The organism is Clostridioides sp. LIBA-6622, from assembly GCF_056716095.1.
Genome location: NZ_CP196998.1, coordinates 2,308,130 through 2,325,393 on the forward strand (window position 1 = coordinate 2,308,130; position 17,264 = coordinate 2,325,393).

Sequence of the window (17,264 nt, forward strand, 5' to 3'; positions counted from 1 at the left end):
ATGCTATAATATTGAATTTTTACCTTTTGTCACTATATTGTAACATTAGATTTTAAATTTTATAATCATTAGATTTTATTACATAATTGGTATATAATGTATATATAGGGAGGGGACATTTTATGAACTTCAGCAATATTTTTATTCAAGTTGCAGTTTTATTTATAATTATTTTAGTCGGATATTTTGTCAGAAAATTCAACTTATTAGATGACCACTGCACATCTAAACTTTCAAACTTAACAATGACGGTTTTTTTACCATCAATGATAATTAGCTCCATGCAAATCAACTTTGATAATAAAATGATACAAAAAATATTATTGTTATTATTTACATCTCTAATTATGTATATAGTTTCAATTATAATTGCATTTTTATTAAAATACATTTTGAAATGCGACAATAAAAAAGATTTAGGGATATATCAGTATATAGTTGTTTTTTCAAATGTTGCTTTTATGGGATATCCTGTAATTGAAGCAGTTCTAGGTCACGAAGCAATATTCTATACTGCGATATTCAATTTACCATTTAACTTATTTTCTTTTACTTTAGGAATTTACCTTCTATCTAAAGGTAGTACAAACAAAAGTTTTTCAATGAAATCGCTTATAAGCCCTGCTACAATAGCTGTGGTTATTGGACTTTTTTTATTTGTTACAGGACTTAGATTACCTCAATTTATAAATGACCCACTTAAAATGTTAGGAAATATTACTACACCAATATCAATGATTATCATTGGAAGTTTACTTGCCAATTCTTCAGCTCTAGATTGTTTTGTCAATAAAAAATTATATCTAGTCACTTTTATAAGATTATTGGTACTTCCTGTGATTGTATATTTTATTCTAAATGGATGGATAAGTGATAAGATGATTTTAGCTATACCAGTAGTGATTTCTTCTATGCCTGCTGCTGCAAATACTGCTATAATGGCTAATCAGTATGATTCCAATATAACATTAGCTTCACAATGTGTTTTTTTTACAACACTATTTTCAGTTATATCTATACCTTTTATAAGTATTTTATTGTTGTCTTGATTTATTCTTTTATGTATTATATAATAATATATTCAATAAATTACAAATATAAACATTTTATTGTAACATATTGATGGAATTTTTTCCTAGATATTTGTCAATAATATCTATATGTATTATAGAATAGGAGGCTTAAATATGGATTTAGATTTACTCTTTAAAATAGTATTTGCTATAGTTGCTATAGGTGTTTCTGTAAAAATTATCAAGACTGTTGCTAGTCTAGCTTTTAAAATAGCTTTGATATTACTAATAATTTTATTCGTATATAGAATGTTTTTATAAGCATTTAAAAATAAGTTTTTTAATACAATAGAGAAGTAGAATAAACTATATTTAATAAAACCTTCTATTAAAGACAATTTATTCTACTTCTCTATTCCTATTGTACTCGTTAAATCAAATTTTTATTATATCTTCCCATAATATAGGTATCTTCAAATTTTCCATCTCTAATTACAGCATATCTTTTAATACCTTCTACTTCAAAACCTAACTTTTTATATAAGTTTAATCCCTTTTCATTATCCACAATTACTTCTAATCCTACTCTAACTAACATAATCCAATTATCTGCTATATCTAAAAGTTGCTCTATTAGTTTTTTTCCTACTCCTCTTCTATGATAGTTCTCATCGACAGTTATTGCTAGTTCTGCACTATGTCTTAATCTTGGAGAAGAATTTACATGTAAACCAGCAAAACCTATTACAGTTTTTTCTCCATTGTTATCAGTCTCAGCAACAAACATGTAATCATTTTCTCCCAAAGAACTTAACATAGCTGTCGTTTTATCCACTCTGTCACTCATTAAAGCTAAAGTATTTCTCATAACACCATATGCTCTTCTCGTTTTATTAACAGATTGTGCATCTTCACTCCTTATAGGTCTTATTGTTATGTCTATAGGATTACTCATATTGAATTCCCCCTTTTTAAGAAAATTTTATTTAAAACTTTATAAACTCTATTTTATACTATTTAAATCTATGTATGCTTCTATTTGAGGCACATATATCATATTATCTTTTATATGTGTACTTCCAAATTCTTTTAACTCTACCCCATCTTTATCTTTAGTTATTTTATATCTAATTGCCTCTTTTCCTTCAGTTACTTCAGCATGAAAAAACATGCCTTCATATTGCTTAAATCTAAAATTAAATCTCTCTTTAGTAAGTTTGATTACCATATTTTTATCTACTCCTTATGTAATTTATATTTTTTATTATTATTAGTTGTATACATATTGTTTATTCATATTAATATATTATAACTTATCATTTATTTAGTATAAAGTTATAAATACATATAGTATATACTTATTTTGCAATGTATCTTCAATTGATATATAATGTGTTTATATAAACTAGAGTCTGTGAGGTGAAATATGAACAGAAAAGCAAAATATTTTTCTTTAATTCTTTTTCCTATTGCTTTGATTTTAAATTTAATAGCAAGTAAAATCCCACACATTGTTGAAAAATATTACTCTCAAGTAATAGATAAAACAATTTTACAAATACTAAGTAGGATTTCAGGGATTTTTCCATTTTCTCTCTATGAAATTACAATGTACATAATCGTTATATCTATCTTTTTATTTTTATGTTTTACTGTATTTACGATTTTCAATAAGAAAAAAAGTTTAAAAGTATTCTTGAAAAATGCTATTTTAAATATATTGTCCATTGTGTCAATAGTATACTTTCTTTTTATAGTACTTTGGGGTATAAACTATAATAGGGTTCCACTTGAAACTACCCTTATAAATCAATATAATTTAGAAAACAATAGTTCTATCCAATCAAAACAACATAGTGTCAAAGAACTTACTAAATTATATAAATTCCTCGTAACTAAATCAAATGAAACTAGAAAACTTACATTACAAGATAAGAATGGAGTTGTAAAATCTAATACAGATTATAAAGGCGTGATAAATAGAGCTCAACTAGGGTATGATAATATTGTAGATATATTACCTAGTGTCAGTGGAAGTTATTCTAAAGCTAAGTATGTTATTTCATCAAATCTTATGTGCTATACAGGAATAACAGGTATATACTTTCCATTTACAGGCGAGGCAAATGTAAATGTAGCAATACCTGACTTGTATATTCCTTGTACAGTTGAACATGAAATGGCACATCAAAGAGGATTTGCTAGTGAAGATGAAGCTAATTTTATAGCATATCTTACATCTATAAAGCATCCTAATATTGATTTTAACTATTCTGGCTATATTTTAGCTTTAAATTATACTGCCTCTGCATTAAGTAAGATTGATTATAATGCCTATGTTAACATCTCTAAAGGCATTTCAGACTCAGTCCGTAGAGATTTAAAAAATGAAAGTGAGTTTTGGCAAAAATATGAAGGTAAAATTGATAAAATTTCTAATGAGTTTAACAATTCTTATTTAAAAGCTAATGGTGTTGCTGAAGGTACTCAGAGCTATGGTAAAATGGTCGATTTATTGCTAATTTATTACGAATTATATTCATATAATTAAATAATACAATTAAAAACTTTCTTAACAAAACAACAGCTATCAAATTAGCTGTTTTTCATTTAAATCAGAATATATATTTCTTTATATCTATTAAAGTTTATCAAAGTAAAAATGGCTAGATGATTAAAATACTATAGATAAAATCTAGTCTAAAAGTATTTAAAAATCTAGCCAATTAAAATCTCTTTATTTTATACTATAGCTTATCAATCTCTTCTAGTAACTCATCAACTAATTTGTCACCATCAATCATTCTTACTATTTCTCCCTTTTTAAATAAAAGACCTTCACCTTTTCCACCAGCGATACCTATATCTGCTTCTCTAGCTTCACCAGGTCCATTTACAGCACATCCCATAATTGCAACAGTAACATCTTTTTCCATATTTCCAATCTTTTCTTCAACTTCATTTACAACACTAATTAAATCTATATTACATCTACCACAGGTAGGACATGATATAACCTTAATCTTATCATTCAAAAGCCCCAAACTTCTTAAGATTTGTTTACCAACAACAACCTCTTCAACTGGGTCTCCTGTCAAAGATATTCTAACAGTATCTCCAATTCCTTTAAGAAGGAGTGCTCCTACACCTATAGAAGATTTTATTGTTCCTTTATGGATACTTCCAGATTCTGTAATTCCAACATGAAGAGGATAATCAACTTTTTTTGATATTAATTCATATGCATTGACAGTTTTATAAATATCAGATGATTTTAGAGATATAACTATATTATGAAAATCTAAGTCTTCAAGAATCTTAATATGTCCCATTGCACTTTCAACTAATGCTTCTGCTGTTGCAGAACCATATTTTTTTAAAAGTTCTTTTTCTAAAGAACCTCCATTAACTCCAATTCTAATTTTTAAATTTTTTTCCTTACATTTCTCAACTACAGCTTTAACTCTTTCTATATTACCAATATTGCCAGGATTTATTCTAATTCCATCCACACCTTGTTCTATAGCTTCAAGAGCTAACTTATAATCAAAATGTATATCAGCGATAATAGGTATATTTACACTAGATTTTATCTTACCTATATTTCTAGCTGCTTTAATATCAGGAATAGCCACCCTAACTATATCACAACCAGCTTCTTCTAGTCTTTTTATTTGAGCTATTGTTGCATCTGCATCTCTTGTATCAGTATTTGTCATAGATTGTATACTTATAGGATTTTCTCCTCCTATTTTTAAATTTCCTACACTTACTTCTCTAGTCTTTCTTCTCTCGTAACTCATATTCCACCTCTATATATTATATTAATTTTATTTAACTATTAAAAATACTCTATTCTACATATATTATAAATTAAAAAGCTATATAGTTAAACAAATAAGAATAAATATCATATATTGAAATTTACTCATTCTCATTTAAAACTACATAGCCCTTTTCTTAATCTCTATAAAAAACTAAATTATTGAAATAACCTTAATATATCTTTATATGTGATAAAAAGCATAAATAACATCAAAGCTCCAAAACCAACCACATTTATCATACCTTCTTTATTTGGGTCAAGTTTTTTACCACCTCTAACTGCTTCTAGTAATAACATAAGTATTCTCCATCCATCAAGGGCTGGTATTGGCAATAGATTTACTATACCTAGATTTAAACTTATTATAGCAGCTAAATACACTACATTTATAATGCCTGTACGAGCTGCATCTGATACCATACCAATAACACCTACTGGACCTGCAACAGCATTACCAATCCCTCCTGGGACACGTCCTGTAACCATTTGACCTAAGAATGTCAACATTTGCTTCGTCATATCCACAGTAGTTTTACATGCGTTTACAATTGAACCAAAAAAATCCTTCTCTCTTTGTGGTTGAATCCCTATTTCATACTTTCCATTATTGTTTTTAGGCGTTACATTTATAACTTTGTCACTTCCATCTCTAGTTATACTAAGTTTCAATTTTCCACCAGAAGAAGTATTTATTATATTTGCAACTTCATCCCAAGACTTAACAGAATTTCCATTAATTTTATTTATCTTATCTCCTACTTGAAGTCCTACAGCTTGTGCAGGAGTATCTGGCATTATCTTTCCTAATTTAGTTGTTGGAGAACCTATATATAGAAATACTGGTACCAAAAGAATTGCTGCTAATATTATATTAAATATTGGCCCTGCTACGATAGTACTAAATCTTTGTAATATAGATTTATTTCCAAAAGAGTTTGGACTTATTTGTTCTTCGTCTTCACCTTCCATACTCACATATCCGCCAATTGGAAGTGCTCTTATAGAATACTCAGTATCTTTTTTCACACTATATATCTTAGGTCCCATCCCTATAGAAAATTCATTTACTTTGATACCACTTCTTTTTGCAAATATAAAATGTCCTAACTCATGTATTAATACAATTATACTAAATAGTATTAATGCAGCTATTATAGTCATAAATTCACCTTCCTATTTTTTTATCAGATTTGCAACATAAGCTCTACTCCATCTATCTGTTTCTAATATTTCTTCCAATGTTGGCTTACTTATGCTACTATGAACTTCTAAAGTCTTCTCTATGTAATATGGTATGTCATAGAAACCAATTTTATCCTCTAAAAATTCACTTACCAAAACTTCATTTGCTGAATTTAGAACAGAAGAATAAGTTCCCCCCATTTTTAAACACTCATAAGCCAATTTTAAACATGGAAAAGTTTCTAAATCTGGCTCTTCAAAAGTTAAGGTACTAAATTTTGAAAAATTCATTCTTTCAAAGCTACTTTCCATTCTATCTGGATATGTAAGAGCATATTGTATTGGTAGTCTCATATCTGGACATCCTAATTGTGCTATTATTGAGCTATCTGTATACTGTACCATTGAATGAATTATACTTTGTGGATGAACTACTACATCTATATTTCCTTGTTCTACTCCAAACAACCATTTAGCTTCTATAACTTCAAGTCCTTTATTCATAAGTGTTGAAGAATCAATACTTATCTTTCTTCCCATACTCCAGTTTGGATGCTTCAAAGCTTCATTTTTAGTTATATTTATAAGTTCATCTTTTTTCTTTCCTCTAAATGGACCTCCAGATGCTGTAAGTATTATCTTTTCTATGTTTTTTTTATTTTCTCCATTTAGACATTGAAATATAGCACTATGTTCACTATCAACAGGAAGAATATTTACATTATATTTTTCTGCTTCTCTCATTACAAGTTCGCCAGCAGTTACTAACGTTTCTTTATTCGCTAATGCTATGTCTATTCCCTTCTTTATGGCACAAAGAGTTGGAACTAATCCTATCATTCCCACAACAGCAGTTAAAAGTACATCAACTTCATCAAGCGACGATATTATTTTTAATCCTTCCATCCCTGTTAAAACTTCTATTTCTATATCTTTTGACAATATTTCTTTTAATTTTAATGCTTTATCTTCCTCAAAAACTGTTACGTATTTAGGTTTAAATTCTACTATTTGTTCTAGTAATAATTCAATATTACTATTAGCTGATATTGCAACTATCTCAAACTTATCTCTATTTTCTCTAACTACATCCAAAGTCTGTTTACCTATAGAGCCTGTAGAACCTAAAATTGATATCTTTTTCATATAATAATCCTTTCTAATAATAAATATACCCTATCAGAACATTATAACACTACTAAAACAATTATTTTTACTATTCATAGAAATTTCATATAGTATTCTACAAACCAAAATCAATCTATTGTTTCTGTATTACGAAGTATTATAAAATGTTTTAGTGTACTTAAATGTCTCTTTTTATTTCAACAACATCCTCTATTTTACAGTCTAGTGATAGACATATCTTTTCCATTGTATCCATAGAAACAGATTTATCATTTCCTAGTCTACCTAAAACAGAAATACTTATACCTGATATATTTACAAATTCCATTTTCTTTATTTTTCTATCAATTAATAATTTCCATAATGGAGCGTATGAAATCATGTTATCACCTCGCAAAATATATTCTATCATATTTTATCTATTTTGGAAAATTTTCATCTATTTAGATAAATAATTCTTTATATAAATAGAAGTCAATTATAGTCTAGTAAACATAAATATGTTAAAATAAATCAAAGTAATAGATTCTAAAACTATACTACTAATAGGAGATGATTAAATGAATCAGACTCAAAAAATAAAATACGAATTTATAAAAAATCACTGGGATTTTACTGTCATAGAAAAAGAAAGAAAGATTACTCGCATTATTCGTTACTTTCTAACAACACTTGCTATTACTGCTCTTTTTCTTCCCACTAAGATTAAGTTTTCTATATACATATTTATCTCATTATTTTGTTGGATAATGTATTTATTGCTATATCCTAAAATGCCCATGGAAATGCCTAAAAAAAGAAACTTAAGAAAATATTATATACCATTTCCTTTCACCGCATGTGTATTGTCAATAATGATTCTTCTTCTATCAACAAATTTATTATATACATCTACAAAAGAGAGATTCAGCTTTGTTTTCATTTATATGATACTATTATTTATACCTTATGTTTTAATGTTAATTTTCAAGAAAATAAGAGAGGCAAAATTTATCATCCTATTAGTTCTCTTTTCTACGTTCATTCTTAGTTTTTCTACAACACCAGCTTTAAACTATGTTGCCACATTAGACAAACCAGAAATTGAATTTGTAAAAGTTGTTGATAAAGTAAGTATTTCTTCTCGTTCTGGAAAGGAACACTATTTTAAAATAGAGGTAGATAATGAAATAAAAAGAATGAAAGTTTCCAATAAAATGTACAAGTCAACAAATAAAAATAACTTAGTTAAACTTTGCAAAAGGAAAAGTATATTTGGTTATGAATACTGGACATTACAGAACTAAAAAAATATCTGTACAAAAATACATACTATACTATTGATTTAAAACTCATTATTATAATATGATATAAAACATATACAAATATTTAATTAAAAAATTTTAAAATTATATTTCAGAAAAAGGAGAAGATATGTCATATTTATTAAAAATTAATCAATTTGAAAGAAGCTATGATATAGGAATTTTTAAAAATGAACAATCAATATATAAATTTATTGATAAAATCCCATTTGTAAAAAAAGAGAGTAATGATTTTAATTATATAAATTATTATATTGAATTCAAAGATATTCCTGAATATTATGAAGTAAATTTCAACAATTATTTATATATTATTACTAGATTTTCATTCACACCAGATGATGGCGAGATATTTTTTAGCTGGAATGAAATTCACTGTTGGGATGAAAAAATTGCTACTGACAAAACTTTTATAAATGGTGAAACATTGGTAGATTCATATAATTTCCCAAATAATGAAGTAAAAGACTACATACAAAAACGAGAATCACTATATAGAGAAACAAAAATATATTATGAGGAAAAAGGATTAAAAATTGAAAGACATGCACTTGGTTCAGAAGATGGTGAGTATGTTGAACTTGCAAATGATTCTATACTTTATTTACTAGATGTAGAAGCAGTTGAAATATGGGAACAATCAAAAAATATAGAAGAATTTTTATATAAATATAAAAAACGTTTTGAATAGTTTATATTTTTTGACCTCCATAACTATGCATTGGGCCATTTAGTAAGATACAAAATAGCTCAATGCATAAATCAATAAAAAAACTTTATACTATTTTTCTAGTTACATATTTATTAAAAAATTCTTTTTCTTCTATTGGTTTAGAGAAATAGAATCCCTGTCCTACATCACATTTAATTGTCTTTAAAAAATCTAGGTCCTTTTTAGTTTCAATACCTTCACATACAACAGACATATCTATACGATGTGACATTTCGATAATACACTGAATAATACTATATACTTTTTCTCGATTAAAAGTTTCTTTAAGCAAGCTTTTGTCTAACTTTAAACCATTAATCGATAAAGAACACAAAAGGCTTAGTGAAGAATATCCTGAACCAAAATCGTCCATAGAAATCAAAAATCCTAGCTTCTTAAGTTTATCTAAAATTGAAATAACTGGCTCAGATATTTCATTAAAAGCACTTTCAGTTACCTCTATTTCTATATATTTAAAAGGAATTTCATATTCTCTAACAATATCCAAAAACCTTTGGTAGAAATCATTTTGATAAATAGTAACTCTTGAAAAATTAACTGCTATAGGATAAGTATATTGATTCTTTTCCATAAATGTTTTTTTTATAAATAAACACGCTTTTTTTAACATATAAAAATCTAATTCAATAATAAATCCACTTTTTTCAAACAATGGAATAAATTGATCTGGTGACAAAAATCCAAGCTCTGGAGAAAACCATCTTACAAGAGCTTCTGCACTCACAACATTTAAAGAAGATATTTGAAATTTTGGTTGTAAATACATATGAAATTCCTGATTATCTAGTGCTTTATGCATATAATTGTAAATACTATTTTCCATTTGTAATTGCTTTAGAAGATTTTCATTATACCATACTGTAGATGAAATACCTCTCTTTTTACTTGCTTTATGTGCAATATTTGCCTTATCCATTATAGAATTAATATATTTATAATCTAATTTTTCAACTTCAACTAAATATGCACCTATACAATAAGATACAGTTTGAGTTACATTCACATCTAATTCAGATATTATTGCATCAGTCAAAATTTTACTAATCTCATCTAAGAGAGTTTCTCTATATTTTGCAAGTATTACAAAATTGTCTGAACCAACCCTTGCACAAGTTTCTTTAGTATTAAATGTTTTTGAAAGTGCAGTTGCAACTATTATTAAAACTTTATCTCCATATTCATATCCATGTGTATCATTAATATATTTAAAATTGTCGATATCAATATTTAATAGCACATACTCTCCATTGTATGCATGGTGTAAAATCTCAATAGCTCGGTTTTCAAATGCAACTTGGTTTTTTATTTTTGTCAGATTGTCTGTATAAAATATTTTATCAAATTTTCTTTTATTATAACATTCCCAAATCAGTAGACTTATTGTAGAGATTATAAGATAGATAAGTAATGCAGTAGCAAAAGTATGCAATTTTATGTCAGAATGTTTTTCAGATATAAAAATAACATCTCTAGATAGTGAAGAATATGTTTCGCTCAATTTATATAATTTATCACCTGAACCACCATTTCTAACTTTTATAATTTCTTTTTTCATAGATTTCCACATAGAATCCATTTGAATTAATTTTTCTTGAAATTCTTTATTATCACACCTTTGTAATCCATTTTCACCTTTACCTGTTCTTAACTCTATTAAAATGCTATCTAGTTGTTTTATCAAGTTATCATTTCTTTTATTATTCAATTCTTGTTTAACAACTTTTTGAGTTTCACTACCAATGGTACTAGTATAATTTATAATTTTAATATGTTCTATACTATTGTATAGAGAAAATATAAAAATTATAATAGCAACTAGCCAAATAGTAGCATAAATTAAAAAATCATATTTTTTCTTCATTATTGTTACCTCAATTATAATATATATATATACTTTGCAAATAACCAATCACTTATAAAAAGTGATTAGCTATATTTTGCAGTAATATGTATTTATCTTAAATGTGCTATCATTTACCTAAGATAGAACAATCCTTCATAATATAAATTCTATTTTTAAATAGAAAACATACAATATGTGTTTTTTCCTTCTTCTTTTGCTCTATATAGAGCACTATCTGCATGATGATATAGCTCATAAAACTGTTCTCCATCTTCTGGATATACAGAAATTCCTATACTTACACTTATTTCAAAATATAAATCATCATACGTAAATGCACTATCTAGCCTTTCTAATATATCAAGACTTTTATTTTGTATACTTTCTTTTTTACCATTATACTCCATAAAAGCTATAAACTCATCACCTCCTACACGACCAACTATATCTGTTTTTCTAAAATTTCTTTTTAAACATTCAGCTAAATCAACTAATATTTTATCTCCAAATACATGTCCCATAGTATCATTTACATATTTAAAATTATCTACATCAATCATAAACAGGGCATAACGTCTACTTTTATCACTTGATATCAATATATCCCTAACCTTTTCCTCAGTAGTGCTTTTATTTAACAATCCTGTCATTAAATCATTTTGAGATTGTTCAATTAATTTATTATACTCTTTCTTTTCTTCGTCTATATTTCTTATTTTCCCTAATATTGATATGGCTGTATCACCAATTTTATCTGGTTCATTAAACACTATAGAACACCACAAATGCACATCATTTTGAGATAGTATGCGTATTTCTATTGCTTCTGGCTTGCTGCCTCTCTGTGCCTCTTCTAAAGCATCAAGTAATGTCTTCCAATCATCTTTATAAATATTTAATAACTGCTTAGTAATTGTTGATTTTGGTTCTACTTGAAAAATATTATAGTAATTATCAGAAAATATTATTGTATCATCCTTAAAATTATACTCAAATAAAATGTCACCCCATTGCTTTAATGCTTTTTGATATCGATTAGTTAAGTTATTAGATTTTCTATCTTTTTCTTCACAAATTTCATCTGTTACATCTACTATACTTGAATAAAAATACTGCTTTCCATCTTTATCATTTTTACATAACCTAGAAATTGTTTCTAAAGAAATCAAACGATTATCTTTGCATCTGACGCGATAGTGGAGTGTAACTATATCTTTAGAATTAACTTGACTTATCATATCACTAATTACATTTTTTCTATCTTCTTCAAATATTAAATCAATATATTTTCCATCAAACTTGTTTTTTATTTCTTTTTCTGTATAACCTATTAATGATATAAAACTAGGAGAAATATAATCTAAAGTGAAATCTTCATCAAAACGAATACATTTTACACAAGCAGGAATATTATCCAAAACTCTTCTATATTTCCAATATGATTCTTCTAACTCTAAAGACCTTTTCTTAAGCCTATCATTTTCTATAATAACTACAATTAAACTCTTAAAGCCTTCTTTACCTCTTACAACATTACCTGTTCCAAGTATCCAAACAGGCGTTCCATCAGATTTCATTACTCTAAATTCAATGGTCACTATATCACTAATTCCAAGTTGTCTCCTAATTTCATAATTCACATATTCTATATCATCTGGATGTACAAATCCTAATGCTTGATTCTTAAATTTTTCTTCCATCTCCCTAATTGTATAACCAAGCATTCTACGATACCCTTCATTACATGTAAGAAAAGTAAATTCAGGGTCCATTCCAACTTGAAATATACCTGCATAAGCATTATCTATCAGTTCTTTTATATTCATTGAATGAGTTGGAGTAAGTGCAGAGTATACCATGCTTTTTTCTTTTTCTAAAGAGGTGTCTTTTGATATAATATTTTCCTGATAGTCAAATGAATCAACATATTTTTCAAAGTAATATTCATAAAACTTATCTGCATTTATAGGCTCTTTATAATAAAATCCTTGAAGGATTTCTGGTCTCATTTGTTCAATAATTTTTAAAGTTTCTTTATCTTCAATTCCTTCAACATAGACTGTCATATTCATACTGTGACACAGGTTAATAATTTGCGAAACAATTTTTTGGTCTATTACATCATATGTAATACGATTTAAAAGAGTATGATTAATTTTTAAAGAATCTGCGCTTAATTCACGAAAAATTTCTAAGGATGAATGTTTTGCTCCAAAACTATCAAATGTAATCTTAATTCCTTGACTTCGAAGAAAGTCGAAAGAATGTCTTATTTCTTCTATTTTTTTTATATTATTATCTTCTGTCAATTCCAATGTGATTAGAGATGGTGGCAGACTTTCTTTTTTTATAGTATCTAAAATAAAAAACTTGAAATTAGGATCTTCAAGCTGTTGATATGATACGTTTATGTTCATCTTGAAAGTTGGCATATATTTTATCCATGTATTTAACTGTTTTAAAGCAGTTCTAATTACCCATTGGCTAACTTTATCCATAAGTCCAGAAGATTCTAAAAAAGGTATAAACTCAGTTGGTCCAAGTTTCATTTCAAAATTAGGATTCTTCCAACGAAGTAATACTTCACATCCATATAGTTTCTTATTATTAGCAAAAACGAGTGGTTGGTAATTTAAATAAAATCCTTTAAAATCATTTAACACACTTTCTCTTAGATACTCAATTAATTTTATAGAATACTGAGACAAAGTTAACTTATCTTTTGAGTAGACAAGTAGAGTCTTTTTCCCTTGTTTCTTTGCCTTCTCAAAGGTAACACGTGCATTTTGGTACAATGTATCACAATCTATACCATCTTTCGGATAAAAGCAAACACTTCCTGATATAGTAAATGAAATAGCATGTCCATTAATCTGTTTTATACATTTGGCTACATCCTGAAACCTGTTAAATAGTTTTATTAATTCATAACAATCTCCATTTGGATACAAAATTCCAAATCCATTTCCATCCAATCTATATAAACTTACATCTTCAGGTAAAAAAGGTAAAATAGCTCTAGAAAATTTCTTTAAAACTCTATCTCCAAATGAATAAGAATATAGATTATTAATTTGCTCAAAATCATCTATACCAATAAACATAATCCCATATTGATTTTTTTGATTTTCTAGGCTTGAAAGCATCATTCTAAAATTATAATTCCCATTTAAATTCGTTAATTTATCTATAATATTATTAGTTAACGTTTCCATTAATCCATCCCCCTCAAATTTCAAACTTTTTGAAATAAACATTTATCTATTATTTTTTTATTTTACTAACATTTTATATCTCTGAAAGTTTTTATGTGTATAATAAATCATTACCTAATTCAAAAACTATTTTTAAATATTAGTCTACTTTAAATTTAATCATCAACTAAATGACATTGAAGATGGAAGATCTAATCTATTTTAATAAATAATTAAAGTACCATTTGCCTAGAATTTAACTCTTTGAATTTATTTTATCACATTATGGAAATATATTCCTTTTTTTTGAGATATTACTTAAATTATACATATATTTGCACAATAAAATCAACATTCTACTTATCTATTATTAATTATATCTAAAAATAAAACTTATAAATGTATAATAAACTGGTTATATTTAGATATATATATTATAAAAAGATAATAAAATTAAGAATATCGATATTATTAAACAAAAAAATACTTTTTTAATGACAATTCTTGTATACAAAACATATATACTACAAATATAGTATATATGTTTAAAGCAATACATATTTTATATAATCCCCTCAATATCTTTTACCTCATTAAACAATGAAAATAGCCATGTAACTAAATAATTGCAGAATTTTTCTGCTTTTAAAAGTTACATAGCTATTTTCATTACTAGCAATTATAGACTGCTTTTTTAAAGCTAACCAATCTTTATCTAATAAAAAATTTAATAGCACTATATACAAAAGGTGCAACTAATATAACGCTATCGAATCTATCTAATATACCCCCATGACCAGGTATTATCTTTCCATAATCCTTTATCCCTACATATCTCTTTATAGAAGATGCAAATAAATCTCCTAATTGAGCTATTATACTTCCTATGCTTCCTATTATTGCTAATTGAAGCAAATCAATACCAAATAAATATCCAAATAAAATACAACAAAGTGTACTTCCTATTATTCCTCCAATAGCTCCTTCTACAGTCTTTTTAGGACTCACTTTAGGAATTAACTTATGTTTTCCAAGTAAATAGCCACTAAAATATGCAAATATATCTGTCATAAAAGATATAACAAATATAAGCCATACATAGATATTACCTTTTTCAAAACCATTTATAGTTATAACTATAAAATCTAAAAACACTCCTATATAAAAAATCCCTAAAAACGTAATCGAAACGTCTATAACATTGTTTTTGCCCATCAACATATAAATTATACTTGCTAAAAATAAAATGAAAATCATTGCATAAGTATACTCTAATGGTAAATTAAAAATATTTTTTATAGCTAAATAAATAGAAAATATATATCCAATAATAAAGATTGGATTTATATCTTTTATTTTAAATGCCTTATAAAACTCATGTAATGCAATATAAACTATTGCCATCTCAGCTATATATAAAGGAATCCCTCCATATACAACAAATAGAAATAATGGAACCAGAGCTAGTGAAGCAATAATTCTTGTAAGCATAAAATAATCTCCTTACTTAAGTCCTCCAAATCTTCTATCTCTTTTTTGATATATATAAATAGCCTTCTGTAATTCTTCTTTATTAAAATCAGGCCAATGTATATCAGTGAAGTAAAACTCAGAATAAGCAACTTCCCAAAGTAAAAAATTACTCAATCTTTGTTCACCGCTTGTTCTTATTACCAAGTCTGGATCTGGTATAGACTTTGTGCTTAAATAGTTTTTTATAATATCTTCATCAATATTGTTTATATCTATTTTACCACTTTCACAATTTTTTACTATATCTATAAGAGCATTTTTTATATCTGCCCTACTTCCATAGTTTAATGCTAAATTTAAGTTAACTCCTGTATTGTCTTTTGTCATTTCCTTAGCTGAGTTTAATTCTCTTATACAAGTTTTTGGTAAAGCACTTATATCTCCTATAGCTGTTACTTTCACATTATTTTGATGAAGTTCAGCTATTTCATTTCTTAAGTATGTAGATAATAAGTTCATAAGTGTATCAACTTCAATTTTGGGTCTCTTCCAATTTTCTGTTGAAAATGCATATAATGTCAAGTGCTTAACTCCTAAATTTGAGCATTCTTTTACTATATCTCTTATAGTTTCTACTCCAGCCTTATGTCCTGCAGTTCTTGGAAGAAATCTAGACTTTGCCCATCTTCCATTTCCATCCATTATAATAGCAATATGAGTAGGTATGTTATTTAAGTCTATGTCATACATAATGTTGTTATTCATATTTTGCCTCCAATATTGTTCTGACTCCTTAAATTAAGGAGTCAGAAAAGTATGTGATTATTAGTTCTACATTAGCACCTATCTCAGATATTTTTATAACTCTAGGAACTACAAGTTTATCTTTATCCTTTTTACCTTCAATAGACTTTACAGTATAATTTACATTTTGTTCATCAAAATATTTTTTTACCTCATCTACATGAAGACCTAAAAGGTTATAATATTTTTTCAATATTATACCTCCATTATATCCTTTTCTTTTTTAGATAATAATGCATCTATTTCTTTTATAAATTTATCAGTCATTTTTTGAACTTCATCTTGTGCTTTTTTTGACTCATCTTCAGTTAATTCTCCGCCTTTTTCCATTTTTTTAATCTTTTCATTGGCGTCTCTTCTTTCATTTCTTATTCTAACTTTAAATTCTTCTGAAGCTTTACTAGCTTTTTTAGCTAATTCTTTTCTTCTTTCTTCTGTTAAAGCAGGTACAGAAAGTCTTATAACTTCACCATCATTTGATGGATTTAATCCTAAATCTGAATTAGATATAGCTTTTTCTATTTCATGCATAGCAGATTTATCCCAAGGAGATATCATTAATACTCTTGGTTCTGGTACAGATATAGCACCAATTTGATTTATCGGAGTTGGAGTTCCATAATAATCAACTCTTATCTTGTCTAACATTTGTGCATTCGCTCTTCCTGCTCTTATAGTCCCAAATTCGAACTTCAAAGCGTCAATTGTCCCATTCATTTTCTCTTCTAACTGCTTATGTATTTCTAGTTTCATAATTTTACTCC

17 protein-coding genes are annotated in these 17,264 nt (G+C 26.7%); 5 read left to right on the forward strand and 12 right to left on the reverse strand.

Annotated elements, in window-relative coordinates; genetic code table 11:
* Positions 1-122 precede the first annotated feature (122 nt).
* Both ACTG47_RS11135 and ACTG47_RS11140 read left to right on the forward strand, forming a co-directional pair.
* Positions 123-1,049 carry an AEC family transporter gene (locus ACTG47_RS11135; protein ID WP_479924591.1) on the forward strand — a complete coding sequence of 309 codons (927 nt, stop codon included), beginning with the start codon at positions 123-125 and terminating at the stop codon, positions 1,047-1,049.
* Between the two features lie 138 nt (positions 1,050-1,187).
* A complete protein-coding gene (locus ACTG47_RS11140; protein WP_167640550.1) occupies positions 1,188-1,334 on the forward strand; it encodes a hypothetical protein in 147 nt (48 codons plus the stop codon).
* A gap of 109 nt (positions 1,335-1,443) precedes the next feature.
* Here ACTG47_RS11140 and ACTG47_RS11145 read toward each other — a convergent pair whose 3' ends face one another.
* Positions 1,444-1,968, reverse strand: a complete 525-nt coding sequence (locus ACTG47_RS11145) for an N-acetyltransferase family protein (protein WP_479924592.1) — start codon at positions 1,966-1,968, stop codon at positions 1,444-1,446.
* 48 nt (positions 1,969-2,016) lie between these two features.
* Positions 2,017-2,241, reverse strand: coding sequence for a hypothetical protein (locus ACTG47_RS11150; RefSeq protein ID WP_479924593.1), 225 nt, complete (start codon positions 2,239-2,241; stop codon positions 2,017-2,019).
* 198 nt (positions 2,242-2,439) lie between these two features.
* On the opposite strand from ACTG47_RS11150, the gene ACTG47_RS11155 reads away from it, so the two are divergent.
* Positions 2,440-3,564: a DUF3810 domain-containing protein gene (locus ACTG47_RS11155; protein ID WP_479924594.1), complete on the forward strand. Its 1,125-nt coding sequence runs from the start codon at positions 2,440-2,442 to the stop codon at positions 3,562-3,564.
* 196 nt (positions 3,565-3,760) lie between these two features.
* On the opposite strand, the gene ispG is transcribed toward ACTG47_RS11155, so the two are convergent.
* From ispG to ACTG47_RS11175, 4 genes are all read right to left on the reverse strand, one after another.
* Complete coding sequence (gene ispG / locus ACTG47_RS11160; protein ID WP_479924595.1) at positions 3,761-4,816, reverse strand: flavodoxin-dependent (E)-4-hydroxy-3-methylbut-2-enyl-diphosphate synthase; 1,056 nt, start codon at positions 4,814-4,816, stop codon at positions 3,761-3,763.
* Between the two features lie 179 nt (positions 4,817-4,995).
* Complete coding sequence (rseP, locus tag ACTG47_RS11165) at positions 4,996-6,000, reverse strand: RIP metalloprotease RseP (protein WP_479924596.1); 1,005 nt, start codon at positions 5,998-6,000, stop codon at positions 4,996-4,998.
* 12 nt (positions 6,001-6,012) lie between these two features.
* Complete coding sequence (locus ACTG47_RS11170; RefSeq protein ID WP_479924597.1) at positions 6,013-7,167, reverse strand: 1-deoxy-D-xylulose-5-phosphate reductoisomerase; 1,155 nt, start codon at positions 7,165-7,167, stop codon at positions 6,013-6,015.
* A 160-nt stretch (positions 7,168-7,327) separates the two neighbouring features.
* Positions 7,328-7,531, reverse strand: a complete 204-nt coding sequence (locus ACTG47_RS11175; RefSeq protein ID WP_169466006.1) for a helix-turn-helix domain-containing protein — start codon at positions 7,529-7,531, stop codon at positions 7,328-7,330.
* Positions 7,532-7,709: 178 nt separating this feature from the next.
* Here ACTG47_RS11175 and ACTG47_RS11180 point away from each other — a divergent pair, with 178 nt between their 5' ends.
* Together ACTG47_RS11180 and ACTG47_RS11185 are read left to right on the forward strand one after the other, a co-directional pair.
* A complete protein-coding gene (locus ACTG47_RS11180) occupies positions 7,710-8,435 on the forward strand; it encodes a hypothetical protein (protein WP_479924598.1) in 726 nt (241 codons plus the stop codon).
* A 127-nt stretch (positions 8,436-8,562) separates the two neighbouring features.
* Positions 8,563-9,144 (forward strand): hypothetical protein, encoded by a 582-nt coding sequence (locus tag ACTG47_RS11185; protein ID WP_479924599.1) that lies wholly within the window; start codon positions 8,563-8,565, stop codon positions 9,142-9,144.
* Positions 9,145-9,229: 85 nt separating this feature from the next.
* Here the strand turns inward: ACTG47_RS11185 and ACTG47_RS11190 are convergent, their stop codons facing one another.
* The 6 genes from ACTG47_RS11190 to frr all read right to left on the reverse strand — a co-directional run bounded on the left by ACTG47_RS11190 (position 9,230) and on the right by frr (position 17,253).
* The gene (locus ACTG47_RS11190; RefSeq protein WP_479924600.1) at positions 9,230-11,047 is read right to left on the reverse strand and encodes a putative bifunctional diguanylate cyclase/phosphodiesterase; all 1,818 of its coding nucleotides are present in this window, start codon (positions 11,045-11,047) and stop codon (positions 9,230-9,232) included.
* 155 nt (positions 11,048-11,202) lie between these two features.
* On the reverse strand, positions 11,203-14,244 hold the full coding sequence (locus ACTG47_RS11195; protein WP_479924601.1) for a diguanylate cyclase domain-containing protein: 3,042 nt from the start codon (positions 14,242-14,244) through the stop codon (positions 11,203-11,205).
* 690 nt (positions 14,245-14,934) lie between these two features.
* Positions 14,935-15,714, reverse strand: a complete 780-nt coding sequence (locus tag ACTG47_RS11200) for a phosphatidate cytidylyltransferase (RefSeq protein ID WP_479924602.1) — start codon at positions 15,712-15,714, stop codon at positions 14,935-14,937.
* 12 nt (positions 15,715-15,726) lie between these two features.
* Positions 15,727-16,461 carry an isoprenyl transferase gene (locus tag ACTG47_RS11205; protein WP_169465993.1) on the reverse strand — a complete coding sequence of 245 codons (735 nt, stop codon included), beginning with the start codon at positions 16,459-16,461 and terminating at the stop codon, positions 15,727-15,729.
* A 28-nt stretch (positions 16,462-16,489) separates the two neighbouring features.
* Entirely contained in the window at positions 16,490-16,693 is a 204-nt protein-coding gene (locus ACTG47_RS11210; protein WP_169465991.1) for a hypothetical protein, read from the reverse strand.
* A gap of 2 nt (positions 16,694-16,695) precedes the next feature.
* Positions 16,696-17,253, reverse strand: coding sequence for a ribosome recycling factor (gene frr / locus ACTG47_RS11215; RefSeq protein WP_169465989.1), 558 nt, complete (start codon positions 17,251-17,253; stop codon positions 16,696-16,698).
* Positions 17,254-17,264 lie beyond the last annotated feature (11 nt).

Bases quoted from the DNA above. Each gene is read 5' to 3' on its own strand.
- ACTG47_RS11135 (WP_479924591.1), top strand. From the start codon at position 123: ATGAACTTCAGCAATATTTTTATTCAAGTTGCAGTTTTATTTATAATT.
- ACTG47_RS11140 (WP_167640550.1), top strand. From the start codon at position 1,188: ATGGATTTAGATTTACTCTTTAAAATAGTATTTGCTATAGTTGCTATA.
- ACTG47_RS11145 (WP_479924592.1), bottom strand. From the start codon at position 1,968: ATGAGTAATCCTATAGACATAACAATAAGACCTATAAGGAGTGAAGAT.
- ACTG47_RS11150 (WP_479924593.1), bottom strand. From the start codon at position 2,241: ATGGTAATCAAACTTACTAAAGAGAGATTTAATTTTAGATTTAAGCAA.
- ACTG47_RS11155 (WP_479924594.1), top strand. From the start codon at position 2,440: ATGAACAGAAAAGCAAAATATTTTTCTTTAATTCTTTTTCCTATTGCT.
- ispG (WP_479924595.1), bottom strand. From the start codon at position 4,816: ATGAGTTACGAGAGAAGAAAGACTAGAGAAGTAAGTGTAGGAAATTTA.
- rseP (WP_479924596.1), bottom strand. From the start codon at position 6,000: ATGACTATAATAGCTGCATTAATACTATTTAGTATAATTGTATTAATA.
- ACTG47_RS11170 (WP_479924597.1), bottom strand. From the start codon at position 7,167: ATGAAAAAGATATCAATTTTAGGTTCTACAGGCTCTATAGGTAAACAG.
- ACTG47_RS11175 (WP_169466006.1), bottom strand. From the start codon at position 7,531: ATGATTTCATACGCTCCATTATGGAAATTATTAATTGATAGAAAAATA.
- ACTG47_RS11180 (WP_479924598.1), top strand. From the start codon at position 7,710: ATGAATCAGACTCAAAAAATAAAATACGAATTTATAAAAAATCACTGG.
- ACTG47_RS11185 (WP_479924599.1), top strand. From the start codon at position 8,563: ATGTCATATTTATTAAAAATTAATCAATTTGAAAGAAGCTATGATATA.
- ACTG47_RS11190 (WP_479924600.1), bottom strand. From the start codon at position 11,047: ATGAAGAAAAAATATGATTTTTTAATTTATGCTACTATTTGGCTAGTT.
- ACTG47_RS11195 (WP_479924601.1), bottom strand. From the start codon at position 14,244: ATGGAAACGTTAACTAATAATATTATAGATAAATTAACGAATTTAAAT.
- ACTG47_RS11200 (WP_479924602.1), bottom strand. From the start codon at position 15,714: ATGCTTACAAGAATTATTGCTTCACTAGCTCTGGTTCCATTATTTCTA.
- ACTG47_RS11205 (WP_169465993.1), bottom strand. From the start codon at position 16,461: ATGAATAACAACATTATGTATGACATAGACTTAAATAACATACCTACT.
- frr (WP_169465989.1), bottom strand. From the start codon at position 17,253: ATGAAACTAGAAATACATAAGCAGTTAGAAGAGAAAATGAATGGGACA.